Raw genomic sequence first — 23,060 nt, 5'->3', positions numbered from 1 at the left:
TTATTATTTTGTGTGTTCATTTCTTATCTTTGTGTTTCATTGGTTCTAACCCGAATTACCACTCACGACGGGTGCGCGGGGTCAGAGGCGGCAGGAGCGGATGTCGGAGGCCAGGATCGCCTTCGCGCCGACCTCGGCCAGCTCGTCCATGATGCGGTTGACTTCCTTGCGCGGCACCATCGCCCGCACCGCGACCCAGTCTTCGTGGGCGAGCGGGGCGACCGTCGGCGACTCCAGGCCCGGCGTGATCGCGATCGCGCGCTCCACCAGCGTCCGCGGGCAGTCGTAGTCCAGCATCATGTACTGCTGCGCGAACACGACCCCGCGCAGGCGCGCGGCCAGCTGCGTCTTCGCCTTGCTCTCCTCGGTGCCGCGGCGCTGCAGCAGCACGGCTTCCGACACGCAGATCGGGTCGCCGAAGGCCACCAGGTTGTTTTGCCGCAGCGACCGGCCCGACTCGACGACGTCGGCGATCGCGTCCGCCACGCCGAGCTGGATCGAGATCTCCACTGCGCCGTCGAGGCGGATCACCTCGGCCTCGACGCCGTGGCGGGCGAGGTCGTCGCGGACCAGCCGCGGGTACGACGTCGCCAGCCGCTTGCCGTGCAGGTCCGCCGGCTTCCAGTCCCGGCCCGCCGGGGCGGCGTAGCGGAACGTCGAACCGCCGAACCCGAGCGCCTGGATCTCCTCCACCGGGGCGCCGGAGTCGAGCGCGAGGTCGCGGCCGGTGATGCCGAGGTCGAGCTCGCCGGAGCCGACGTAGATGGCGATGTCCTTGGGACGCAGGAAGAAGAACTCGACCTCGTTGACGTGGTCGAGCACGGTCAGGTCGCGCTGCTCATGCCGCTTCCGGTAGCCCGCCTCGCCGAGCATCTCCGTCGCCGCGGCGGCGAGGGCTCCCTTGTTCGGCACGGCAACACGCAGCATTTCGCTTCTCTCCTCGTTGTTGGAGCGACCCGTCACAGGTAGCGGTAGACGTCCTCGGTCGACAGGCCGCGGCCGAGCATCAGCACCTGCACCCGGTACAGCAGCTGGGAGATCTCCTCGGCGAGGCGCTCGTCGGACTCGTGCTCGGCGGCGATCCACACCTCGCCGGCTTCCTCCAGCACCTTCTTGCCCTGGGCGTGCACCCCGGCGTCGAGGGCGACGACGGTGCCGGACCCGTCGGGACGGGTACGCGCGCGCTCGGCAAGCTCCGCGAACAGCTCATCGAAGGTCTTCACGGTCCGGAATCCTTCCATCCCGGACCGCGCGGCGCCGCCCCGCCCCGCCGCGGGTGCTGCCCATCTCACACGGGAGTGGACGCCGGCTCCCACGGGCTGGGAATCAGAAGAGCGCGCCCTGCTCGAAGTCCAGCAGGTACCGCTTGCGGTCCAGGCCGCCGCCGTAGCCGGTGAGCGAGCCGTTCGAGCCCACCACCCGGTGGCACGGGACGATGATGCCGATCGGGTTCTTGCCGTTGGCCAGGCCGACCGCCCGGGACGCGGCGGGCTTGCCGAGCCGGTCGGCGAGCTGGCCGTACGAGATCGTCGTGCCGTACGGGATCTTCCGCAGCTCGGCCCAGACCAGCTGCTGGAACGGCGTGCCCGCGAAGGCCAGCGGCACCTCGAACTCCTGCCGCTGCCCGGCGAAGTACTCCTTGAGTTCGGTTTCGGCGCGGGCGAAGACCTCCCCGCCCGGATCGGCGGAGCCGAACGTCAGCTCGTCCGGGCGGTGGCGCTGGTCGACCATGTAGAGGCCGCGGAGCGCGCCGCCCTCGGCGACCAGCGTCAACGGGCCGCAGGGGCTGTCGACGACGGCGTGGGTGCGCATTGATACTCCTGTCGGTTTCATGCCGCGGGCATCCGGTTGATCGCGTGGTCACCGGTGGCCCACAGGTGCTGGGTGGCGTAGGCGCGCCAGGGGCGCCATGCGGCGGAACGGGCGACGACGGCGGCCTGCCCGCCGAGCCCGAGCGTTTCCGCCGCGTACTTGATGCCGAGATCGGTGGGGAGGAAGGCGTCCGGGTCGCCCAGTGCCCGCATGGCGATGCTCTCGACGGTCCACGGCCCGAAGCCGGGCAACGCGCTCAGCGCGGCCCGCGCCGCCCCCCAGTCGCTGCCCGCGCTGAGGTCCAGGCCGTCGGTCAGCGCCTCGACCAGCGCGAGCATCGTGCGACGGCGGCTGCGCGGCATGGCCAATGTCTCGGGGTCCAGCGAGGCGAGTGCGTCGAAGGAGGGGAACAGGTGGGTCAGGCCGCCTTCGGGGTCCTCGACCGGTTCGCCGTGGGCGACGACGAGCCGGGCGGCGTGGGTCCGGGCCGCCGCCGTCGAGACCTGCTGCCCGAGCACGGCCCGCACGGCGAACTCGGCGCCGTCGACCGTGCGCGGCACCCGGCGGCCCGGCGCGGCCGCGACCAGCGGGGCGAGGAGCGGGTCGCCGGCGAGCTGCTCGTCGACGGCCACCGGGTCGGCGTCAAGGTCCAGCAGGCGGCGGCACCGGCTGGTGGCGGCGGGCAGGTCCCGCAGGTCGGCGAGGGTGAGGCGGCAGGCGATGTGCCCGTCCTCGGGCCGGAGGGCGACAACGCCGTGGCCGTGTGGCAGCCGCAGGGTCCGGCGGTAGGCGCCGTCCCGCCACTCCTCCACACCCGGCACGCCGGTCGCCACGAGGTGCCCGAAGAGGTTGTCCGGGCACAGCGGTTTGCGGTACGGGAGCCGGAGGACGAGCGCCCCGGCCGCCGAAGGCTTGCCCTTCGCGCGCTGCCGCAGCTCGGTCGGCGAGAGGGCGAACACCTCGCGGACGGTGTCGTTGAACGTCCGGATGCTGCCGAACCCGGCGGCCAGGGCCAGTTCGGTCATCGGCAGCGTGGTCGTCTCGATCAGGGTGCGGGCGGTCTGCGCGCGCTGGGCGCGGGCCAGGGCCAGCGGGCCGGCGCCGAGTTCGGCGAACACCTGCCGTTCGACCTGCCGGACGCTGTAGCCGAGCCGGGCGGCGAGGCCGCGGACGCCTTCGGTGTCGACGACGCCGTCGGCGATCAGCCGCATCGCCCGCGCCACCAGGTCGGCGCGCTCGTTCCACAGCGGGGAACCGGGGCTGGCGTCGGGGCGGCAGCGTTTGCAGGCGCGGAACCCGGCCTGCTGGGCGGCCGCGGCGCTCGGGTAGAAGCTCATGTTCTGCCGCTTGGGCGGGACCACCGGGCAGCTGGGCCGGCAGTAGATCCGGGTGGTCAGGACCGCGCAGTAGAACCACCCGTCGAACCGGGCGTCCTTCGCCTGCACGGCCCGTACGCACCGTTCGAAGTCCTCATGCACCGCTTCAGCATCGCGGACCCGGGCGGCCCCGGGCTAGCGGAAAAGCGACATGGTCGTGGTCAGCCGAGCAGGGCCGCCAGGGCCGGCACGTCGATGCCCACCAGCGAGTCGCGGAACACCCGCCGCTCCCCCGCCTCGACGGGGACGTCGTTCGGGATCACCAGCACCGTGCAGCCCGCCGCGACCGCGGAGGCGGTGCCCGGCGGCGAATCCTCGACCGCGACACAACGCGCGGGGTCGACGCCGAGGAGCTCGGCCGCCTTGAAGTACGGGCGCGGGAGCGGCTTGTTCAGACCTTCGACCTCGTCGCCGCACACGGTGACGTCGAAGAAGTCCCGGCCGATCGTGTTCAGCGCGAGTTCGGTCAGGTCGCGTTCGGTGGACGTGACCAGCGCCGAGGGCAGGCCCGCCTCGCGCACGGCCGTCAAGGCCTCGCGGGCGCCGGGGCGCCACGGCAGCTCGTCGTCGAACAGCCCGGCCGTGCGGCGGCGGATCTCCTCCCCGGTCGAGGCGATCGCCTCGGGTGTCACCGGAAGGCCGGCCACTTCGAGCAGGTACGACGACGTGTCGTCCATGTTGGACCCGACGAGCGTCATCCGCTGCTGTTCGGAGAGCTTGCCGCCCAGCCATTCCGCCGTCTCGTAGAGGGCGACGTCCCACAGCTTCTCGGAATCGACGAGCGTGCCGTCCATGTCCCAGAGCACGGCGGCCAGTCCGTCCACAGTGGAGTCTCCTCAGGTGTTGAAGTACTTGGCTTCCGGGTGGTGGCAGACGATCGCGTCGGTCGACTGCTCGGGGTGGAGCTGGAACTCCTCGGACAGCTTGACGCCGATCCGGCCCGGTTCGAGGAGGGCGACGATCTTCGCCCGGTCTTCGAGGTCGGGACAGGCGCCATAGCCCAGGGAGAACCGGGCTCCACGGTAGCCGAGCTTGAAGAAGTCCTCGACGTCGTCGGGGTCCTCTGAGGCGACCGCCACACCGCCGGGGAAGGTGAGCTCCTGCCGGATGCGGCAGTGCCAGTACTCGGCGAGTGCCTCGGTGAGCTGGACGCCGAGGCCGTGGACTTCGAGGTAGTCGCGGTAGGCGTCGGCCGCGAACAGCTCGTTCGCGTAGTCGGCGATCGGCTGCCCCATGGTCACGACGGTGAAGGGCACGACGTCGACCTCCCCCGACGACCGCGGCCGGTAGAAGTCGGCGAGGCAGAGCCGCCGGTCGCGGCGCTGCCGAGGGAAGGTGAAGCGCACCCGCTCCGGCGCGTCCGGCGACGGCTCGGTGAGCACGACCAGGTCGTCGCCCTCGGCGACGCACGGGAAGTAGCCGTAGACGACGGCCGCGTGGGCCAGGACGCCGTCGGCGGTCAGCCGGTCGAGCCAGTACCGCAGCCGCGGCCGGCCTTCGGACTCCACCAGTTCCTCGTACGTCGGCCCGGCGCCGCCGCGGGCGCCCTTGAGGCCCCACTGGCCCATGAAGGTCGCGCGCTCGTCGAGCATGGCGGCGTAGTCGGCGAGCGCGACGCCCTTGACCACCCGCGAACCCCAGAACGGCGGGCTCGGCACCGGCACGTCGGTGGCCACGTCCGAGCGGGCGGGCAGTGGTCCCTCTTCCTCGGCCTTGCGGGCTTTGCGCGCCTCGGCGATCCGCAGGGAGCGTTCGCGGCGTTCCCTGCGCTCCTGGCGCTTCTTCTCCGCGTCGGCGTCCACCAGCGGCGATTCCCCGCGCTTGGCGGCCATGATCGCGTCCATCAGCCGCAGGCCCTCGAACGCGTCCCGCGCGTAGCGGACGTCGCCGAGGTACAGCTCGGTCAGGTCGTTCTCCACGTAGGACCGGGTCAACGCGGCCCCGCCGAGCAGCACCGGCCAACGCGCGGAGACGCCACGGGAGTTCATCTCCTGGAGGTTCTCCTTCATGATCACCGTGGACTTGACCAGCAGCCCGGACATCCCGATCGCGTCGGCGCCGTGTTCCTCGGCCGCGTCGAGGATGGTCGTGATGGGCTGCTTGATGCCGAGGTTGACGACCTCGTAGCCGTTGTTGGACAGGATGATGTCGACGAGGTTCTTGCCGATGTCGTGCACGTCGCCGCGGACGGTGGCCAGCACGATCCGGCCCTTGCCGGCGTCGTCCTCCTTCTCCATGTGCGGCTCGAGGTGGGCGACGGCGGCCTTCATGACCTCGGCCGACTGCAGCACGAACGGCAGCTGCATCTGGCCGGAGCCGAACAGCTCGCCGACGGTCTTCATGCCGGACAGCAGTGTGTCGTTGATGATCTGCAGGGCGGGCCGCTGCTCCAGGGCCGCGTCGAGGTCGTCGGCGAGGCCGCCCCGTTCACCGTCGACGATCCGGCGTTCGAGGCGTTCGAACAGCGGCAGCGCGGCCAGTTCCTCGGCCCGCGACGCCTTGGACGACGCCGCACTGACGCCCTCGAACAGGGCCATCAGCTCCTGCAGCGGGTCGTAGCCCTCACGGCGGCGGTCGTAGATCAGGTCGAGGGCGACCGCGCGCTGGTCGTCGGGGATGCGTGCCATCGGCAGGATCTTCGACGCGTGCACGATGGCGGTGTCGAGCCCGGCCTGGACGCACTCGTGCAGGAACACCGAGTTGAGCACCTGCCGGGCGGCCGGGTTGAGCCCGAAGGAGATGTTCGACAGGCCGAGGGTGGTCTGCACCTCGGGGTGCCGCCGCTTGATCTCGCGGATGCCTTCGATCGTTTCGATGCCGTCGCGGCGGGATTCTTCCTGGCCGGTGGCGATGGTGAAGGTGAGCGCGTCGACGATGACGTCGGAGGGGCGCAGGCCCCAGGTCCCGGTGATGTCCTCGATGAGCCGGGTGGCGATGTCGGCCTTCTTCCGCGCGGTGCGCGCCTGGCCTTCCTCGTCGATGGTCAGGGCGACGACGGCGGCGCCGTACTCGCTGACCAGTTCCATGACCTGGGTGAACCGGGACTCGGGGCCGTCGCCGTCCTCGTAGTTGACGGAGTTGACCGCGCACCGGCCGCCCAGGCGCTCCAGCCCGGCGCGCAGCACGGCGACCTCGGTGGAGTCGAGCATGATCGGCAGGGTCGACGCGGTGGCCAGGCGCCCGGCCAGCTCGGCCATGTCGGCGGTCCCGTCGCGGCCGACGTAGTCGACACACAGGTCCAGGAGGTGGGCGCCGTCGCGGGTCTGCTCGCGGGCGATCTCGACGCAGTCGTCCCAGCGGCCTTCGAGCATCGCGGTGCGGAAGGCCTTCGAGCCGTTGGCGTTGGTCCGCTCGCCGATCATCAGCACGCTGGCGTCCTGCTTGAACGGCACCGCCTGGTAGAGCGACGACACGCCCGGCTCGGGCCGCGGCCGCCGGGCCACCGGTGCCGTGTCCGCGACGGCGGCGGCGAGCTGCCGGATGTGCTCGTCGGTCGTCCCGCAGCAGCCGCCGACCAGGCCGACACCGAACTCCCGCACGAACCCGGTGAGCGCCTCGACCAGGGCTTCCGGGCCGAGCGGGTACACCGCCCCGTTGGGCCCGAGCTCCGGCAGGCCGGCGTTCGGCATCACCGACAGCGGCACCCGGGCGTGCTTGGCGAGCTGCCGCAGGTGCTCGCTCATCTCGGCCGGGCCGGTGGCGCAGTTGAGCCCGATGACGTCGATGCCGAGCGGCTCCAGCGCGGCCAGTGCCGCCCCGACCTCGGTGCCGAGCAGCATGGTGCCGGTGGTTTCGACGGTGATCGAAGCGAGGATCGGCACATGCCTGCCCTCGGCGGCCATCGCCCGCTTCGCGCCGATGATCGACGCCTTCGTCTGCAGGATGTCCTGGGTGGTTTCGACGATCACCGCGTCGACGCCGCCGGCCAGCAGGCCGCGGACCTCCTCGCGGTAGGCGTCACGCAGCGTGGTGAACGGCGCGTGGCCGAGCGTCGGCAGCTTCGTGCCGGGCCCGACCGAGCCGAGCACGAACCGCGGACGGTCCGGGGTCGCGAACTCGTCGGCCGTCTCGCGGGCCAGGCGAGCCCCGGCTTCGGCCAGCTCGAAGATCCGGTCGGTGATGTCGTACTCGGCGAAGTTGGCGAAATTGGCCCCGAAAGTGTTCGTTTCGACGGCGTCCGCCCCGGCCTCCAGGTACCCGCGGTGCACCGAGCGGACCACGTCGGGCCGGGTGACGTTGAGGACCTCGTTGCAGCCCTCGAGGCCGTCGAAGTCGTCGAGGCTGAGGTCGTGGGCCTGCAGGGCGGTGCCCATGGCGCCGTCCGCCACCAGGACGCGGGATCGCAGAGCGGCCAGGAAGGGCGACGACAGGCGGTCGGACATGCTGAACAGCGTAAGGCCGGTGGTCGTAGGCTGGTCCGGTGAGTGAGCCCGTCGACGAGACCCCGCGGCCGCCCGGCGGCCGCCCCGAACCCACCCGACCGTTGATGGTCGTCGCCTTCGAAGGCTGGAACGACGCAGGTGACGCGGCCAGCCGGGCGGTCGAGCACCTGCAGCTGAACTGGGACGCCACGCCGCTGGCCGAGCTGGAGCCCGACGACTACTACGACTTCCAGGTCAGCCGCCCGACCGTCCGGATGGTGGACGGCGTCACTCGACGGGTGGACTGGCCGACGACGCGGCTGTCGGTCTGCCGCCCCGACGGCTTCGACCGGGACGTCGTCCTCGTCCAGGGCCCCGAGCCCAACATGCGCTGGCGGGCGTTCTGCGCGGAGCTGCTGGAGCACATCCAGCAGCTCGACGTCGCGACGGTGGTGACGCTGGGGGCGTTGCTCGCCGACACCGCGCACACCCGGCCGGTCCCGGTCACCGGGACGGCCTACGACAAGGACACCGCGTCGCTGTACGGCCTCGACCTGAACAACTACCAGGGCCCGACCGGCATCGTCGGCATCCTGCAGGACTACTGCGTGCAGGCGGGCATCCCGGCCGTGTCGATCTGGGCCGCGGTGCCGCACTACGTGTCGCACCCGCCGTCCCCGAAGGCCACGCTGGCGCTGCTGCACAAGCTGGAGGACATCCTCGACGTCGAGATCCCGCTGGGCGCGCTGCCCGAGCAGTCCGAGGAGTGGCAGCGCACGGTCAGCGAGATGGCCGACGAGGACGAGGAGATCAGCGAGTACGTCCGCAGCCTCGAAGAGCGCGGGGACGCCCAGAGCGAGGTCGCGGAGCAGGACGTGAGCGGCGACAAGATCGCCGCCGAGTTCGAGCGCTACCTGCGCCGCCGCGGCCGCGGCGGCGGGCAGGAAGGTTTCGGCCTGCGCTGAATCAGGGCACCGGCTGAATCACTTGAGCCAGCTGGTGGCGAACGCCCGGGCGGGGTTCGCCACCAGCATGGCCGTGACGACGTCGCCGCCCAGCAGTTTCGCCAGCCGCGGTGCGAGCGTGGTGAGCAGGTAGGCCGCGCCCGGCTGGTTTCGGGCCGCGGCGGTCGTGGTGTCGCCGCCGAGCAGGATCTGCCCGCCGTGACCGGCCTCGACGAGGGCCTGGAGGCCGTCGAAGAGCCGCAGGTCGGTGGCGTGGTTGGCCCGTGACGGGCCGTCGAAACCGAGGAACACGCCGGTCTCGGCGATCTCCCGGTGCAGCTGCGGGTCCGGGTTCCGGTTGAGGTGCCCGAGAATCACCTTGTCGGGTGAAACATCGAGCTTGCCGCAGAGCAGTTCGACCGTCTCCAGGCCCGCCGTGCCGAGTTCGAGGTGCACGGCGATGGGCGCGCCGGTCTCTTCGTGGGCGACCGCGGCCGCGGTCATCGTCAGCCGGGCGTGCGAATCGATCGTGTGGAAGGCGCCGGCCACCTTGACCAGCCCGGCGCGCGGACCGGTCCGCGGCTCGTCGGGCAGGTCCGCGGGCTGGGTTCCCTCGGTCAGGTCGGCGACGAACTCCTTGACCAGATCGTCGATCACGCGGCCGAGGATCACCGGGGCGTAGTGCTCCGCGCGGTGCAGGCCGGTGGCCGCGACCACGTGCACACCGATTTCCTCCGCCATCCAGGCGAGCTCGCGGGTGCGCCGGGTCAGGCCGTACGGCGTCCACTGGACGAGCGCGTTGCCGCCCCGCGCTTCGAACTCGAGGAGGGTGTGGGCGGCGGCGACCGGGTCGTCGAGTTCCTGGCCCGGCAGCAGCTTCGAGGCGAAGAAGAGGTGGTCGTGCGAGTTCGTCACGCCCAGTTCGGCCGGGTCGATGTCGCCCAGCACCGTGCGGACCTTGGGTTCCCCGGTCACGCAGGCGAGTGTAACGCCTCAGGCGTTACGATGGCGAGGTGTCCGAAGACTTCCGCCTCGACATGGGCGCACCCTGGCTGAACCTCCTGGCCACTCGCGGCCGCCACTTCAGTGCCCGGCCGGTCGAGCGGATCCCGACGGCCGAGCGGCTGCGCGACTGGCTCGCCCAGGTCGAGCTGACCCCGCTCGCCCCCGTCACGTACGCCGACGTGCGCGCGGCCCACCAGCTCCGCGAGGCCCTCCGCGAACTCGCCCTCGGCGCGGTCGGCGGGCTCCCGCCGAGAGCCGACCAGGTGAGCCCGCTGACGCCCTTCCTCAAAGCCCAGCCGATGCACCTGGCCGCGCTCGACCGGGTGCACCGCAGCGCCCCCGCCACCGCCGCGGACGCGCTCGGCCGGCTGGCGCACCAGGCCGCGGACTGGCTCACCGGACCACTGCGGCACGACCTGCGGGTGTGCCCCGAGCAGGACTGCCGCGGCGTCTTCGCCGATCCGGGCGGGCGGCGGCGCTGGTGTCCCGCTCCCGCCTGCGCCAGCCGCGGGCGGGTGCGCGCGCTCAGGGAGCGGCGGCGCGACGACTCATGACGGCCAGAGGATCCGGCGCATCGGCACCGCACCCCGCGCCCGCTTGCGCCACTCGCGCGGATAGCCGAGCGACACCTCTTCGAACCGGACGCCGTCGGCCTCGGTGCTGCGCGGGATGTGCAGGTGACCGTAGACGGCGATCTCCGCGCGGTAGCGGACGTGCCAGTCCTCGGTCTTCGTCGTGCCGCACCAGAGCGCGAACTCCGGCCAGTACAGCGGGGCCGTCGGGTGCCGGTGCAGGGGCCAGTGGGACATCAGGATCGTGCCGTGGTCTTCGGGGATCGCGTCGAGGCGTTCGGTGCTGATCTTCAGCCGGTCCTCGCACCACGCCTGGCGGCTCGGGTACGGGTCCGGGTACAGGAAGTACTCGTCCGTGCAGACCACGCCGGCCTCGCGGGCCTGGCGCAGGGCCTCCTCCAGGGACTTGCCCTCCGCCTCCGGCGTCCGCCAGCTGTAGTCGTAGAGCAGGAACAGCGGCGCGATCGTCAGCGGCCGCGAGCCGTGCCGCCAGACCGGGAACTCGTCTTCCGGGGTCAGCACGCCGATCTCGCGGCACTGCTCGACCAGATACTCGTACCGGGCCTGGCCGCGCAGCTGGCAGTCGTCGTTCTTCGTCGTCCACAGCTCGTGGTTGCCCGGCACCCAGACGACCTTCGCGAACCGGCTGCGCAGGGTCTTCAGCGTCCCGATGGTGGCTTCGGCCAGCTCGGCGACGTCGCCGGCGACGAGCAGCCAGTCTTCGGGGGTTTCCGGGACGACCGAGTCGAGGATCGGGCCGTTGCCCTCGTGGGTCACGTGGAGGTCGCTGGTGGCGAAGAGGTGCGGCACCCCTCCACCGTAACCACCGCGGCCGGGGAAGCTACGGAAAACCGGCGGATCCCTTCGCGCTGAGCCGGGCTCAGGCGGTCCGGCCTCGCCTTCACGGAGACCGCCTCGGTGCCGCACAGTTCGAGCGGATCGGCGATCGCCGGACGACGCCGGAGCGCGGCCAAGGCCGTGTCCACCCGGTCGCGGGGCCAGCCGAGCGCGGTGGCCAGCTCGGCCACGGTCAGCGGCCGGCCGGCGTGCACCAGCCCGGCGACCACGGTCAGGGCGTCGTACCCCGCCGCCTCCCCCAGGGTGGCGCCGCCCATCTGCTCGCTGAGCCGCCCGAAGAACCCGGCCATGCTCGCGAGCCGGGTGCCCGCGGTCGAGTCCGGCCCGAAGAGGCCGATCCCCCGCCGCGCGACGACCGCGATCCGGCCGTGCGCCCCGGTGTCGGCCTGCCACGCGCGGAGCCAGACGTCGTCGTCGATCGTGTAGCGCTCGCGGCGCCCGCCCGGCTCCGGCCGGCGCGCGACCAGCTCCATCGCTTCCAGCGCACCGATGGACTTGGACACCGAGGCGGGACTGACCTGCAGCAGCGTCACCAGGTCGGCCGCGGTCAGGCCGACGGCGTCGGCGGTCAGCAGGCTGACGAACACGCGCGCGGTCATCCGCGGCAGGCCGGTCGCGGCCAGGAGGGCCGCGAACTCGTCGACGAACCCGCGCACCAGGCCGGCCGGCTGCTCGGACGGACGGGCCGGACGGCGACGGCGGGCGCGGTGGGCGGCGGCCTCCTGGGCGTGGCCGGGCCGGTACTCGCCGGACGCGCTGTTGCGCGCCACCTCCCGACTGATCGTGGACGTCGGCCGGCCGAGCCGCCGGCCGATCTCGGCGTACCCGAGCCCGTCGGCGAGCCAGCCCGCGATGCGGCGGCGGTCGTCCAGGCTCAGCCTGCGTGCGTTCATCGACACTCCAGTGCAACGGCTCGTTGCGTTCATCGACAGGACGAGCGCAATGACCTGCAGTCTCACCAGCCATTATGCACGCTCTTCCGTTGAGAGTATTGAAAACGCAACGTAGCTTTTCCGCATGAGCAAACAGAAGACGCACGTGCTCGCGATCTCGGCCATCGCGGACGAAGGCAAGTTCTGGAACGGCCTGAAGACGGCCCACGGCCGGCTGCCCGCGGGTGCGGTGTGGAAGCTGGCGGTCGCGAGCAAGGACGGCAGCCGGGCGGTCAACGTCATCGCCCACGACTCCGTCGACGCCGTCCGGGAGTTCTTCGAGACCCACGCCGGCGCCCACGCCACGACGGAGTACTTCGAAGCGGACGCCGCGAACGCGGTCGGCCTCGCCCGATGACGATCCGGGATCGGGTGTCCGCGCTGCTGGCGGAGTACGGCATCCCGAGTGCCGCGGTCGGCGTGCTCTCGGGTGGCGGGATCACCGAGTTCGCCGTCGGCGTCAAAAACGTCGAAACCGGCGAACCGACGACCACGGACACCGTCTACCAGGTCGGTTCCATGACCAAGACGTGGACGGCCCTGGCCTTCCTGCAACTGGTCGACGAGGGCAAGACCGACCTGGACGCGCCGATCCGGACCTACCTGCCCGGCTTCGCGGTGGCCGATCCGGAGACGACCGCCAAGGTCACCGCGCGGCACCTGCTCAACCACACCAACGGAATCGAAGAAGCTTTCGGCGATCCCGGCGCGGACGAAGACATCTACGAGCGCATGGTCCAGAACATCGCCGGCGCACCGCAGGTCTTCCCGCTGGGCCACACCCACGGCTACAGCGCCGCGCTGGGGTACGCGATCCTCGCGCGGATCGTGGAAGTCCTCGACGGCAAGCGATGGGACGACGTCCTGCGCGAGCGGCTCTTCACTCCCCTGGGCCTGACGAACACGAACAGCCGGCCCGAGCAGGTCGACGAGACGCGCGCCGCGACCGGGCACCTGATCCGGTCCCTTGCCGAAGGCCCCATCGTCACGCCGATGCCCGTCCTGCCCCGGGAGTTCGGCCCCGGCGGCGGCATCACGTCGACGGTCCGGGACGTGCTCACCATGGCGCAGGTCCTGCTCGACGAGGGCCGCGCGCCGGACGGCAGGCGGATCGTGTCGGCGCGGAGCGTCCGGGAGATGATGCGGTCGCGGGTGCCGGTCCCCGATCCGTACCTGTTCGGGCCGGCCTGGGCGCTCGGCCTGATCGTCTGCGATTGGCACGGCGAAACGGTCTATGCCACCGACGGCAGCACGATCGGCCAGAACGCCCGCCTGCGGATCCTGCCGGACCGCAACACCGCCGTCGTCGTGCTGACGAACGGCGGACCGCGGGAAAGCTTCGCGCGCCGGGTGTTCGGCGAGATCCTGGGTCCCGTCCCGGAGCTGCCGAAGCCGGATCCGGCGCTGAAGCTCGACCTCGCGCGGTACGAGGGGGTGTACGAGCGGCCCGGCACCCGGTACGAGGTGACCGCCGAGGGCGGGACCCTGTCCCTGGCGCTGGACCTCGACCCGATGCACGCGGAGTTCCTCGGGAAGCCGGCCAGGCTCCGCTACGAGCTGCTGCCGGTGAGCCCGGCGCACTTCCTCATGCCCTCGGACGATCCCCTGGAAGACACCCAGACGGTGGCGCTCTACGACTTCACCGACGGGGCCGCGCGGTACCTCCACACCAACTGCCGGGTGCATCCCCGGCGGGGAAACAGCATCAGCACGCCGGCGAGGACGTAGACGCCGGCCTGGACGTTCAGCAGCACGGCGGGCCCGGTCGTCGCGACGAGCGCGCCCGCCAGCAGCGCGCCGGCGGTGGTACCGGTGGCGACGGCGGCGAACGTCGTGCTCAGCACCCGCCCGGCGCGCTCGGGCGCGACCGCGCTCTGGATCTCCGACAACACCCCGGCGCCGACCACCACGCCCGGGGCGCCCGCCAGGGCGAACAGCCCGACGTACAACCCCAGCGCCGTCGTGACCAGGGAGAGGTTCCAGATCGCCGCCGACAGCAGCCCCAGTGCCAGTGCCCCCCAGCCGAGCAAAGCGGCCGGTGCGACCCGACGCGCCACCGTGGCCAGGGCGAACCCGGCGGCCAGCCCGCCGATCGCCTGGACGCCCCGCAGCAGGCCCGCGTCGGCTTCGCTGCCGCCTAGGACGTCCAGGACGTAGACCACGAACAGCACGAGGAACATGCCCTGCGCCAGCGAGGTGAACACCAGCGCGAGCCCGGTCCGCCGCAGGCGCCGGTTGTGCGTCAGCTCGCGCAGGCCGTCGAGCCAGGCCCGCACCACCGGTTCCCGCACGGGCGCCGGCGCCGGGGCGGCGACCCGGCGGAACGGCTTGGCCAGCAGGGCCGCGGCGACCGCGAGAACGGCCAGGTAGCCGATCATCACGTCGGGGAGCCCGCCGAAGCCGAGCAGGGCACCCCCGGCCCAGCCGCCGGCCAGCCGGGCGACGCTGCCGTTCACGCTCATCAGCCCGTTCGCCGCGGTCACCTCCGCGACGCCGACCAGCTCCGGCACGAGCGCGTTGCGGGCGGGTTCGAACACCGACGCCAGCGCCGCCTGGGCGGCCATCACCGCGTACACGACGCCGACACCGGGCTCGGCCAGGAGCGGGAGCGCCACGACGGCGAGCCCGCCGCAGACGCCGAAGAGCACCGCCCGGCGGTTCCAGCGGTCGGCGACGACCCCGGCCACCGGGCTGAGCAGCACCGCGGGCAGCAGGCCGAGCACGATGCTCAGCGCGGTCGTCGCGGCGGAGCCGGTGCGCTGGAAGACGTAGACCGGCAGCGCCACCTGCAGCATCCACTCGGCCGTCTCGCCGAAGAACGCGGCCACCCACAGCCGGGCGAACGCCGGAACCCCCAGGAGCCGCTTCATTCCTCCGCCTTCCCCGAGTGGTCGATGCGCGGGAACGCCCGCAGCCCGACGTGCACCGAGCGGGCGTCCGCCGGGGCGTCGGCGCGGATGGCGCCGACGTACGGGCGGAGCAGCGCGTCGATGTCTTCGGTCAGCCGGGTCAGCTCCGCCGGGGTGACCCGCAGGGCGTAGGTCGAAAGCCCGGTCGCGGCGCGCCAGGCCGGGTCGAGGTCGTCGAGGGAGTCCAGGTACCGCTGGGTCAGCTCCTGCTCGTGGGTCAGCGTCGCGCCGACCACCCCCAGCTGCGCGGCCCGGTGCGCCGGGTCGTCGGCCAGCTCCCCCATCTCCAGGCCCACCTGTCGGGCGCGCCACGGGCGTTCCCGGCCGTCCTCGCCCTCGGCGCGCTCGACCAGGCCGTACTGCGCGAGCTGCCGGAGGTGCCAGCTGCAGTTGGACGCCGTCGAGCCGACCGCCTCGGCGCACTCGCTCGCGGTGCGCGGGCCGACGGCGGTCAGGTGGTTCAGCAGTGCCGACCGCAGCGGGTGCGCGAGGGCACGCAGCAGCTCGACGTCTTCGATCCGCTTGCGCGGTGGCAGCCCGGCCATCGGTCGTCCTATCTGAAAGAAGTATTTCGAAAGCCTTCTTTCATAGTTCGTCCCGCCTAAGGCTTTGTCAACCGGTTCCGCTATCGTTCGCGCAGCAGTGACTGCACCGAGCAGTGACTGCGTCGTCACAGACTTTGGATGGACGTTGCCCGACCAGCGCGAACTCGCCACCGCCGCCGCTCTCGCCCTCCCCCGGTTCGTGGGGTCGACCGCGCTCTTCCACGCCGCGGTCGCCGAGCGGATGGGCGTCACCCCGACCGAACTGCACTGCCTGCACCTGCTCCACGGCGGCGTCAGCGATTCGCCGTCCGAGCTCGCCCGGCTGCTCGGGATGAGCACGGGCGCGTTCACCCGGCTGCTCGACCGGATGGAACGGCACCGGCTCGCCGAGCGCGCCCCGGATCCCGCGGACCGGCGCCGGCTGTTCGTGCGGCCGCTCCCGGACCGGATGGCCGAACTCGCCGAGCTCTACGCACCGATGGCCCGCTTCGTCGGCGAGCGCCTCGCCCGCTTCGACCGCCGCCAGCTGACGGCGCTGCTGGAGTTCCTCACCGACGGCACCGCGGCGGCCGAGCGGTCCACAGCCGAGCTCCCGGATGTGACCCAGGTCATAACCCGTTGACTAACTCAACTGCTGTTGCGTTAACCTGGTTCCACTATGAGGAACTGAACCGCGCCCATCCCGCTTGAGGCGGCACCCGGTCGAGCCGATGCTCCCGCGTGCCACGAAGCCCGGCCGGGATTTCCGCTTTCTTCCCCCAGGGCTCGGTGATCGCACATGTCTCCCGTTTTTCCGTTGCAGGCCAAGGACGTCGTCTTCGGCTACGGCACCCGCGTCGTCCTCGACGGCGTTTCGCTCACCGCGTCGGCCGGGCAGCGGCTCGGCCTGGTCGGCGAGAACGGCACCGGCAAGTCCACCCTGCTGCGGCTGCTCGCCGGGCTCGAAGAACCGCGCTCCGGCGAGGTGCTGCGCGGCCCGGACGTCGGGTTCCTGCTGCAGGAACTGCCGTTTTCGATGGAGGCGACCTTCGCCGACGTCCTCGACGACGCGCTCGCCGAGATCCGCGCCGCCGTGGCCCGGCTCGACGAGCTGACCGCGGCCATGACCGACCGGCCCGACGACGCCGGCGTGCTCGAGGAGTACGGCCGGGTCCTGGAGTGGGCCCAGGCCCACGACCTGTGGGACGCCGACCGCCGCGCCAAGCTCGTCTGCGACGGGCTCGGCCTCGGCGGCCTCGAACCGGACCGGCGGCTCGGCACGCTCTCGGGCGGGCAGCGCTCCCGGCTCGGCCTGGCCGCGCTGCTGGTCCGGCAGCCGGAGACGCTGCTGCTCGACGAGCCGACCAACCACCTCGACGACCCGGCGATGGAGTTCCTCGAACGCCACCTCACCGAGCTGACCGGGATCGTGGTGCTGTCCTCGCACGACCGGGTGTTCCTCGACGCCGTCTGCACCGACATCGTCGACCTCGACCCGGCCGCGGCCGACCGCCAGGCCGGCGGCGCGGTCCGCTACGGCGGCAGCTTCAGCGACTACCTCGGCCACAAGAAGGCCGAGCGAGCGCGCTGGGAGCAGCGGTACGCCGAGGAGCAGGAGGAACTCAAGGAGCTGCGGGAAACCGTCGCGGTCACCGCGCGGAACGTCGCCTACGGCCGCGGCCCGCGCGACAACGACAAGTTCATCCACGCGTTCAAGGGCGCCCGCGTCCAGAAGACGATCTCGCGGCGGGTGCGCGACGCCGAGCAGCGGCTGGAGAACCTGGAACGCGACCAGGTGCGCAAGCCGCCCGCGCCGTTGCGGTTCAAGGCGGAGCTCACCGGCCGCGGGAGTGGCGACGGCCCGGCGATCTCGGTGCGGTCACTGGAGGTTCCGGGCCGGCTGAGCCTGCCCCGGCTGGACGTCGACGGCTCGGCCCGGCTGCTCGTCACCGGCGGGAACGGCGCCGGGAAGTCGACGCTGCTGTCGGTGCTGGCCGGGCGGCTCGCGCCGTCGGCCGGGGCGGTCCACTTCGGACACGGCGTGCGGGTCGGGCTGCTGGAGCAGGACGTCGCGTTCGCCGAGCCGGAGCGGAACGCGGCCCGCGTCTACCGGGACGCGCTCGGCGAGGACGCTCCCCCGCTGAGCCGGCTGGGCCTGCTGGCGTCCCGGGACCTGCGGCAGCCGGTCGGGGCCCTGTCGGTCGGCCAGCGGCGGCGGCTGGCGCTGGCGATCCTGCTCGCCGACCCGCCGGACGTGCTGCTGCTCGACGAGCCGACGAACCACATTTCGCTGACCCTGGCGGAAGAACTGTTCGCGGCCCTGGAGACGGCGCCGGGCGCGGTCGTCATCGCCTCCCACGACCGGTGGCTGCGCCGGGACTGGTCCGGCGACCACCTGGAGCTGGCCGCAGGCCGACCGGTATAGGGCGTTATACGCAGCCGGGCCCGGCACTCGCGTGAGTGCCGGGCCCGGCTGCGTCAGAGGGCGATGCCGAGGAGGGCGTCGACGGCGTCGCGGATCAGGCCCGGGGCCGTCGGGTCGGTGCCGTCGCGGCGCAGGGCCTCATTCGCCCACGCGTCGATCGCCGCGAGGGCCTTCGGGGTGTCGAGGTCGTCGGACAGGTGGTCGCGCAGCCGCGTGACGGTGTCGTCGGCCACCGGGCCGGTCGCCAGGGAGACGGCCTCGCGCCAGCGGGCGATCCGGGCTTCGGCGTCGGCCAGCAGCTGCGCGGTCCACGGGCGGTCTTCGCGGTAGTGGCCGGCGAACAGTGCCAGCCGGATCGCGCCCGGGTCGACCTGGTCGGCGCGCAGCCGCGAGACGAACACCAGGTTCCCGCGCGACTTCGACATCTTCTCGCCGTCGAGGCCGATCATCCCGGCGTGCACGTAGTGGCGGGCGAACGGGCCGTCCTTGGCGACGGCTTCGGCGTGTGCCGCGCTGTACTCGTGGTGCGGAAAGATCAGGTCCGAGCCGCCGCCCTGCAGGTCGAAGCCCAGGCCCAGCCGGTTGACCGCGATCGCGCTGCACTCGATGTGCCAGCCCGGGCGGCCCGCGCCGAGCTCGGACTCCCAGGACGGCTCGCCTTCGCGGGCCACGCGCCACAGCAGCGCGTCCAGCGGGTGGCGCTTGCCGGCGCGGTCGGGGTCGCCGCCGCGCTCGGCGAAGTACTTCGCCATGGTCTCGGCGTCGTAGTTCGACTCGTAGCCGAACTTGCCGGTCGCCGTGTGGTCGAAGTAGACGTCCGGGAACTCCGGGTCGTCCGCGCGGTACGCGGCGCCGTTGGCCAGCAGTTTCGCGATGACCTCGACGATCTCCGGGATGCTCTCCACGGCGCCGACGAACTGCTTCGGCGGCAATACCCGCAGGGCGACCATGTCCTCGCGGAACAGCGCCGTCTCGCGCATGCCCAGCACGACCCAGTCGTCCTTGTCACGCTCGGCGCGCTCCAGCAGCGGCTCGTCGATGTCCGTGACGTTCTGCACGTAGTGGACGTCGTGCCCGTTGTCCCGCCAGACGCGGTTCACCAGGTCGAAGGCGAGGTACGTCGCGGCGTGCCCCAGATGCGTCGCGTCGTAGGGCGTGATGCCGCAGACGTACATCCGGGCGGTGGCTCCGGGTGCGGTCGGGCGGATCTGCCCGGTGGCCGTGTCGTGGAGCCGCAGCGGGCGGGGGGTGCCGGGGATGCGGGGCACGTCGACCGATGACCAAGTCTGCATACCCCCGACTGTAAGGGCTGGTGGGTCGGGTCTTCCCGAGCGGTGGGACGAGCCTCACGCGGGCGTGCGCTCCGATCGCCCGCGCCGGCCACGCCGGGAGCGCGGGATCGGCCCGCGATTCGCGGCGGTGAGTCCGTCCCGGGCGGTGTCGAAGGCCACCCTCCGGCGCCTTCACCGGGCTATTCGCCGTGGCCGGGCGGCAGCACGACGCCATCCGTGCGCAACCCGGCGAAGAACCGGTCCGGATCCTCGATCCGGGCGTGGCCGAGGTCGGCGATCGTCTCTTCGACGGTGGCGATCACCCGGTCGAGGCGGCGCCGCTCCGCTTCGAGCTGGGCCAGGTGCCCGCGCAGCGCGGCCACCTCGTCGCCGTGGTCGCCGAGCACGGCCCCGATTTCGGCCAGGCCGAGCCCGAGGCGCCGCAGCAGCAGGATGCGCTGCAGGCGCAGCAGTTCGCGCCGGCCGTACCAGCGGTAGCCGTTCGCCGCCACCGACGCCGGCGTGAGCAGGCCGATCGCGTCGTAGTGGCGCAGCATCCGCGCCGAGACGCCGGACGCCTTCGCGACCTGGCTGATCGAGTACTGCATCCCGCCAGCTTAGAAGTCGACCTTCACAGGATGTCAACTTTCGCGGTCCCGGCACCCGGAGCGGCGCGGGTGCTCACCCGCCCGGGGTGAGCGCCCGCGCCGGTCACCGCCGGGTGCGCAGGTAGTCCCCCACCACCGCCGCGCCCAGGCCGTCGAGGTCCGGGGCGATCACCCGGCCGCCCGAGCGGCGGGCGATCAGGTCCACGAACGACGTCAGCCGCGGGTCGTCGCCGAGGCGGAACACCGAGATCGACGCGCCCAGCTTGGCCAGTCGGTCCACTTCGGACAGTGTCTTGTGGAGGGTCCGGGGCTGGGGCGGGTAGTCGAAGACCGCCTCGCCGTCGGGTTCCAGGTGGGCCGTCGGCTCGCCGTCGGTGACCATCAGGACCACCGGCTGGGCGTCCGGGTGCCGCCGCAGGTGCTGCCCGGCGAGCAGCAGCCCGTGGTGGGCGTTGGTGCCCTGCTCCCACGCGCCCTCCAGGCCGACCAGCTCCGGCAGCTCCATCGACTGCGCGTAGCGGCCGAAGGTGATCAGCTGCAGGGCGTCGTTGCGGAAGCGGGTGCTGATCAGCTGGTGCAGCGCCAGCGCCGTGCGCTTCATCGGCAGCCAGCGGCCTTCCTGCACCATCGACCACGACGTGTCGACCAGCAGCGCCACCGCCGCCCGCGTCCGGTGCTCGGTCTCGACCACCTCGACGTCCTCGACGTCCAGCCGGACCTGCCGCTCCCCCACCGACACCGACCGCAGGACGGCGTTGCGGATGGTCCGCGGCACGTCCCAGGGCTGCATGTCCCCGAACCGCCACGGCCGCGACGCGCCGGTGGGTTCGCCGGCCGCGCCCGCCGACTCCGTCTCGCGCTCGCCGGTCTTGCCGCGCAAGGCGTTCACGATGTCGGACAGCACCGTCTCGCCGAGGCGCCGCAACGCCTTGGGCGACAACCGGAGCGACCCGTCGGCGGCGCGTTCGAACAGGCCCTGGCGACGCAGCTCGCGCTCCAGCTCGGCCAGCCGGCGGGCGTCGACGCCCGCGTCCTTGCCGAGCTGGCGCTCGAGCGCCTCCAGGTCGATGTCCTCCAGCCGCGCGCCGGGGTAGGACTGGCCGAGCTGCTCGGCCAGCGCGTCCAGCTCGGCGAGCTCCTGCATGGCCTGGGCGCCTTCGCCCATGCCCAGCGGGTTGTTGCCGCGGAAGCGCGCCGAACCGTCCCAGTCCTCGCCCGGCCGGGCCGCCCGCAGCTGACCGTCCAACCGGGACAGCTGCTGGGCCAGGCGCGGGTCGCCGAACGCCTGCTGGGTCAGCTCGGCGAGTTCCGCGCGCTGCTCGGCCGACATCGAGTTGAGCATCCGCTGCGCGGCCGCCGACCGCTCGGCCAGCGCGTCGATCAGCTCCTCGACGTTGCGCGGGTTCTCCGGGAAGAACTCGCCGTGCTTGCCCATGAAGTCCTCGAAGCGCTGCTGGATGTCCTCGGCCCCGCGGGCGTGCGCTTCGAGGAGGTCGTTGAGGTCGGAGAGCATCTCGTTGATCCGCTCGACGTCCTCGGGCCCGGCGTTCTGCAGCGCCTGCTTCATGCCCTGGAACCGGGACTCCATCAGCTCCTGGCCGAGCAGGTCCCGGATCTTCTGGTAGTTCTCCCGGCCCTGCTCGGACCGCCAGTCGTAGTTCGCCAGCTCGTTGACGGCCGCGGCCGTGCCCGGTGGCAGCGCGTCGAGCTGGGCCTCCCGGAACCGGGCGTCGTCGTCCGGGTCCGGGAACAGCTCGCGGCGTTCGGCGTCGAGGGCTTCCCGCAGGAGGCGCTGGACCTCCTGCAGGGTGCCGTCGAGGTTGTTGCGCCGCTGGATCTGCGACCGGCGCTGCCAGAGCCGCCGGGTCAGCTCGTCGAGGCCCGCGGTGCGGTTCGTGCCGCGCCGCAGCATCTCCTCCAGCGCGGCCCGCGGCGACGCTCCGGCCATGACGTCCTGGCCGATCTCGTCGAGGGCGTCGCGCAGGTCGGCCGGCGGCGCGAGGGGGTCCGGCCCGTCGTGCCACGGGCCGTAGGAGTAGCCGTCGGGAAGCGGGACCGCGGTCATCGGCCGTAGACGGTCGTCGCGTCGTCGGAGTCCTTCGCGAGCCTTCGCGACAGGAACAACATTTCGAGGGCGAGTTCGACGGCGGCCGCGATCCGGCCGGCGGGCTCGTCGGCGGCGACCCCGGCGCGCTGGGCGACCTCGTGCAGCACCGGCAGCTCCGGCAGGGCTTCGAGGACGTCCTTGCCCGGCACGCGCTCGCCGGTGGACACCAGGTGGCCTTCGCCGACCGCGTCGGCCAGCGGCCGCAGGTCCAGACCGGCGAACCGGTCACGGGCGGTTTCCGCGATCGCCATCCGCAGCAGGTGCACGAGGTGCTCGATCTCGCGGCCCTCTTCACCGGGCTCGAACTCGATCTTGCCGCGCAGCACCGACGGGACGGCGTCGAGGTCGACCGGGCGGGCCACGGCGGGCTCCTCCCCGGTCAGCGCCGAGCGCCGCAGGGCCGCGGCCGCGACGGTTTCCGCCGCGGCGACGGCGAACCGGGCCGAGACGCCGGAGCGCTGGTCGATCACCGTGGATTCGCGGAGGTTCCGGACGAACCGGGCGAGCACTTCCAGCAGCGGCTCGCCGACTTCGGCGACGAGGTTCGCCTCCTGCCGGACCACCGCCACTTCCGAGGCCACATCCAGGGGGTAGTGGGTGCGGATTTCGGCGCCGAAGCGGTCCTTGAGCGGGGTGATGATCCGGCCGCGGTTGGTGTAGTCCTCGGGGTTCGCGGTGGCGACGAGCAACACGTCCAGGGGCAGCCGCAGCGTGTAGCCGCGGACCTGGATGTCGCGCTCCTCCATCACGTTCAGCAGCGCGACCTGGATGCGCTCGGCGAGGTCGGGCAGCTCGTTGATGGCGACGATGCCGCGGTGGGCGCGCGGGACCAGGCCGAAGTGGATGGTCTCCGGGTCGCCGAGGCTGCGGCCTTCGGCGACCTTCACCGGGTCGACGTCGCCGATCAGGTCGCCGACGGAGGTGTCCGGTGTGGCGAGCTTTTCGGTGTAGCGCTCGGAGCGGTGGCGCCAGGCCACCGGCAGGTCGTCGCCGAGCTCGGCGGCGCGGCGGATCGACGCCGGCGTGATCGGCTGCAGCGGGTGTTCGCCCAGCTCGGAGCCCTCGATGACGGGCGTCCACTCGTCGAGCAGGCCGGCCAGGGTGCGCAGCAGGCGGGTCTTGCCCTGGCCGCGTTCACCGAGCAGGACGACGTCGTGGCCGGCCAGCAGCGCGCGTTCGAGCTGCGGCAGCACGGTGCGGGAGAACCCGACGATGCCCGGCCAGGCGTCTTCGCCGTTCTTGAGGGCGGTCAGCAGGTTGTCGTGGATCTCTCGGGCGATCGGGCGCGGCTCGTACCCGGCCGCGCGCAGGGCCCCGGCGGTGCGGGGAAGAGCGTCTGGAACAGCGTTCACCCGT

General features: G+C 72.4%; 21 protein-coding genes. 6 read left to right on the top strand and 15 right to left on the bottom strand.

All coding sequences use genetic code 11. The features are described 5' to 3' along the window. Nucleotides 1-81 precede the first annotated feature (81 nt). The 6 genes from hisG to metH all read right to left on the bottom strand — a co-directional run bounded on the left by hisG (nt 82) and on the right by metH (nt 7,570). Nucleotides 82-927: an ATP phosphoribosyltransferase gene (gene hisG, locus ACWED2_RS36820; RefSeq protein WP_449695131.1), complete on the bottom strand. Its 846-nt coding sequence runs from the start codon at nt 925-927 to the stop codon at nt 82-84. Nucleotides 928-959: 32 nt separating this feature from the next. Then, nucleotides 960-1,223, bottom strand: a complete 264-nt coding sequence (locus tag ACWED2_RS36815; RefSeq protein WP_013226745.1) for a phosphoribosyl-ATP diphosphatase — start codon at nt 1,221-1,223, stop codon at nt 960-962. A 103-nt stretch (nt 1,224-1,326) separates the two neighbouring features. After that, entirely contained in the window at nt 1,327-1,812 is a 486-nt protein-coding gene (locus tag ACWED2_RS36810; protein WP_449695130.1) for a methylated-DNA--[protein]-cysteine S-methyltransferase, read from the bottom strand. Between the two features lie 17 nt (nt 1,813-1,829). Further along, a complete protein-coding gene (locus ACWED2_RS36805; RefSeq protein ID WP_449695129.1) occupies nt 1,830-3,290 on the bottom strand; it encodes a DNA-3-methyladenine glycosylase 2 family protein in 1,461 nt (486 codons plus the stop codon). Between the two features lie 59 nt (nt 3,291-3,349). Further along, nucleotides 3,350-3,982: an HAD family hydrolase gene (locus tag ACWED2_RS36800; RefSeq protein ID WP_449695137.1), complete on the bottom strand. Its 633-nt coding sequence runs from the start codon at nt 3,980-3,982 to the stop codon at nt 3,350-3,352. A 42-nt stretch (nt 3,983-4,024) separates the two neighbouring features. Continuing rightward, nucleotides 4,025-7,570: a methionine synthase gene (gene metH, locus ACWED2_RS36795; protein ID WP_449695128.1), complete on the bottom strand. Its 3,546-nt coding sequence runs from the start codon at nt 7,568-7,570 to the stop codon at nt 4,025-4,027. Nucleotides 7,571-7,608: 38 nt separating this feature from the next. Between metH and ACWED2_RS36790 the strand changes: the two genes are divergently transcribed. Beyond that, entirely contained in the window at nt 7,609-8,514 is a 906-nt protein-coding gene (locus ACWED2_RS36790) for a PAC2 family protein (protein WP_086839241.1), read from the top strand. Between the two features lie 18 nt (nt 8,515-8,532). On the opposite strand, the gene ACWED2_RS36785 is transcribed toward ACWED2_RS36790, so the two are convergent. Next, nucleotides 8,533-9,468, bottom strand: coding sequence for a phosphotriesterase family protein (locus ACWED2_RS36785; protein WP_449695127.1), 936 nt, complete (start codon nt 9,466-9,468; stop codon nt 8,533-8,535). Between the two features lie 38 nt (nt 9,469-9,506). On the opposite strand from ACWED2_RS36785, the gene ACWED2_RS36780 reads away from it, so the two are divergent. Beyond that, a complete protein-coding gene (locus tag ACWED2_RS36780; RefSeq protein WP_449695126.1) occupies nt 9,507-10,052 on the top strand; it encodes a CGNR zinc finger domain-containing protein in 546 nt (181 codons plus the stop codon). Here the strand turns inward: ACWED2_RS36780 and ACWED2_RS36775 are convergent. After that, on the bottom strand, nt 10,047-10,880 hold the full coding sequence (locus ACWED2_RS36775; RefSeq protein WP_449695125.1) for a metallophosphoesterase family protein: 834 nt from the start codon (nt 10,878-10,880) through the stop codon (nt 10,047-10,049). The genes ACWED2_RS36780 and ACWED2_RS36775 overlap by 6 nt on opposite strands. Further along, entirely contained in the window at nt 10,844-11,821 is a 978-nt protein-coding gene (locus ACWED2_RS36770; protein WP_449695124.1) for a helix-turn-helix domain-containing protein, read from the bottom strand. The genes ACWED2_RS36775 and ACWED2_RS36770 overlap by 37 nt, the downstream gene beginning before the upstream one ends. Nucleotides 11,822-11,945: 124 nt before the next feature. On the opposite strand from ACWED2_RS36770, the gene ACWED2_RS36765 reads away from it, so the two are divergent. Next, nucleotides 11,946-12,218, top strand: a complete 273-nt coding sequence (locus ACWED2_RS36765) for a hypothetical protein (RefSeq protein ID WP_449695123.1) — start codon at nt 11,946-11,948, stop codon at nt 12,216-12,218. Next, a complete protein-coding gene (locus ACWED2_RS36760; protein ID WP_449695122.1) occupies nt 12,215-13,588 on the top strand; it encodes a serine hydrolase domain-containing protein in 1,374 nt (457 codons plus the stop codon). The genes ACWED2_RS36765 and ACWED2_RS36760 overlap by 4 nt, the downstream gene beginning before the upstream one ends. Here ACWED2_RS36760 and ACWED2_RS36755 read toward each other — a convergent pair. Next, nucleotides 13,492-14,730: an MFS transporter gene (locus tag ACWED2_RS36755; RefSeq protein ID WP_449695121.1), complete on the bottom strand. Its 1,239-nt coding sequence runs from the start codon at nt 14,728-14,730 to the stop codon at nt 13,492-13,494. The two genes, ACWED2_RS36760 and ACWED2_RS36755, sit on opposite strands and share 97 nt — an antisense overlap. Beyond that, nucleotides 14,727-15,314 carry an ArsR/SmtB family transcription factor gene (locus ACWED2_RS36750; protein ID WP_449695120.1) on the bottom strand — a complete coding sequence of 196 codons (588 nt, stop codon included), beginning with the start codon at nt 15,312-15,314 and terminating at the stop codon, nt 14,727-14,729. Before ACWED2_RS36750 ends, ACWED2_RS36755 begins: the two co-directional genes overlap by 4 nt. A 145-nt stretch (nt 15,315-15,459) precedes the next feature. Here ACWED2_RS36750 and ACWED2_RS36745 point away from each other — a divergent pair, with 145 nt between their 5' ends. Both ACWED2_RS36745 and ACWED2_RS36740 read left to right on the top strand, forming a co-directional pair. Beyond that, entirely contained in the window at nt 15,460-15,936 is a 477-nt protein-coding gene (locus ACWED2_RS36745; protein WP_449695119.1) for a MarR family winged helix-turn-helix transcriptional regulator, read from the top strand. 156 nt (nt 15,937-16,092) lie between these two features. After that, nucleotides 16,093-17,718, top strand: coding sequence for an ABC-F family ATP-binding cassette domain-containing protein (locus ACWED2_RS36740; protein ID WP_449695118.1), 1,626 nt, complete (start codon nt 16,093-16,095; stop codon nt 17,716-17,718). Between the two features lie 53 nt (nt 17,719-17,771). On the opposite strand, the gene mshC is transcribed toward ACWED2_RS36740, so the two are convergent. The 4 genes from mshC to ACWED2_RS36720 form a co-directional block, all read right to left on the bottom strand. Continuing rightward, nucleotides 17,772-19,010, bottom strand: a complete 1,239-nt coding sequence (gene mshC, locus ACWED2_RS36735; protein WP_449695117.1) for a cysteine--1-D-myo-inosityl 2-amino-2-deoxy-alpha-D-glucopyranoside ligase — start codon at nt 19,008-19,010, stop codon at nt 17,772-17,774. 179 nt (nt 19,011-19,189) lie between these two features. Further along, nucleotides 19,190-19,597, bottom strand: coding sequence for a MerR family transcriptional regulator (locus ACWED2_RS36730; protein WP_449695116.1), 408 nt, complete (start codon nt 19,595-19,597; stop codon nt 19,190-19,192). A gap of 103 nt (nt 19,598-19,700) precedes the next feature. After that, nucleotides 19,701-21,662 carry a hypothetical protein gene (locus ACWED2_RS36725; protein WP_449695115.1) on the bottom strand — a complete coding sequence of 654 codons (1,962 nt, stop codon included), beginning with the start codon at nt 21,660-21,662 and terminating at the stop codon, nt 19,701-19,703. After that, entirely contained in the window at nt 21,659-23,056 is a 1,398-nt protein-coding gene (locus tag ACWED2_RS36720) for an ATP-binding protein (RefSeq protein WP_449695114.1), read from the bottom strand. The genes ACWED2_RS36725 and ACWED2_RS36720 overlap by 4 nt, the downstream gene beginning before the upstream one ends. Between the last annotated feature and the right edge of the window lie 4 nt (nt 23,057-23,060).

This window comes from Amycolatopsis sp. NPDC005003 (assembly GCF_053600695.1).
This window is presented reverse-complemented; position numbering and strand designations above follow the sequence as displayed.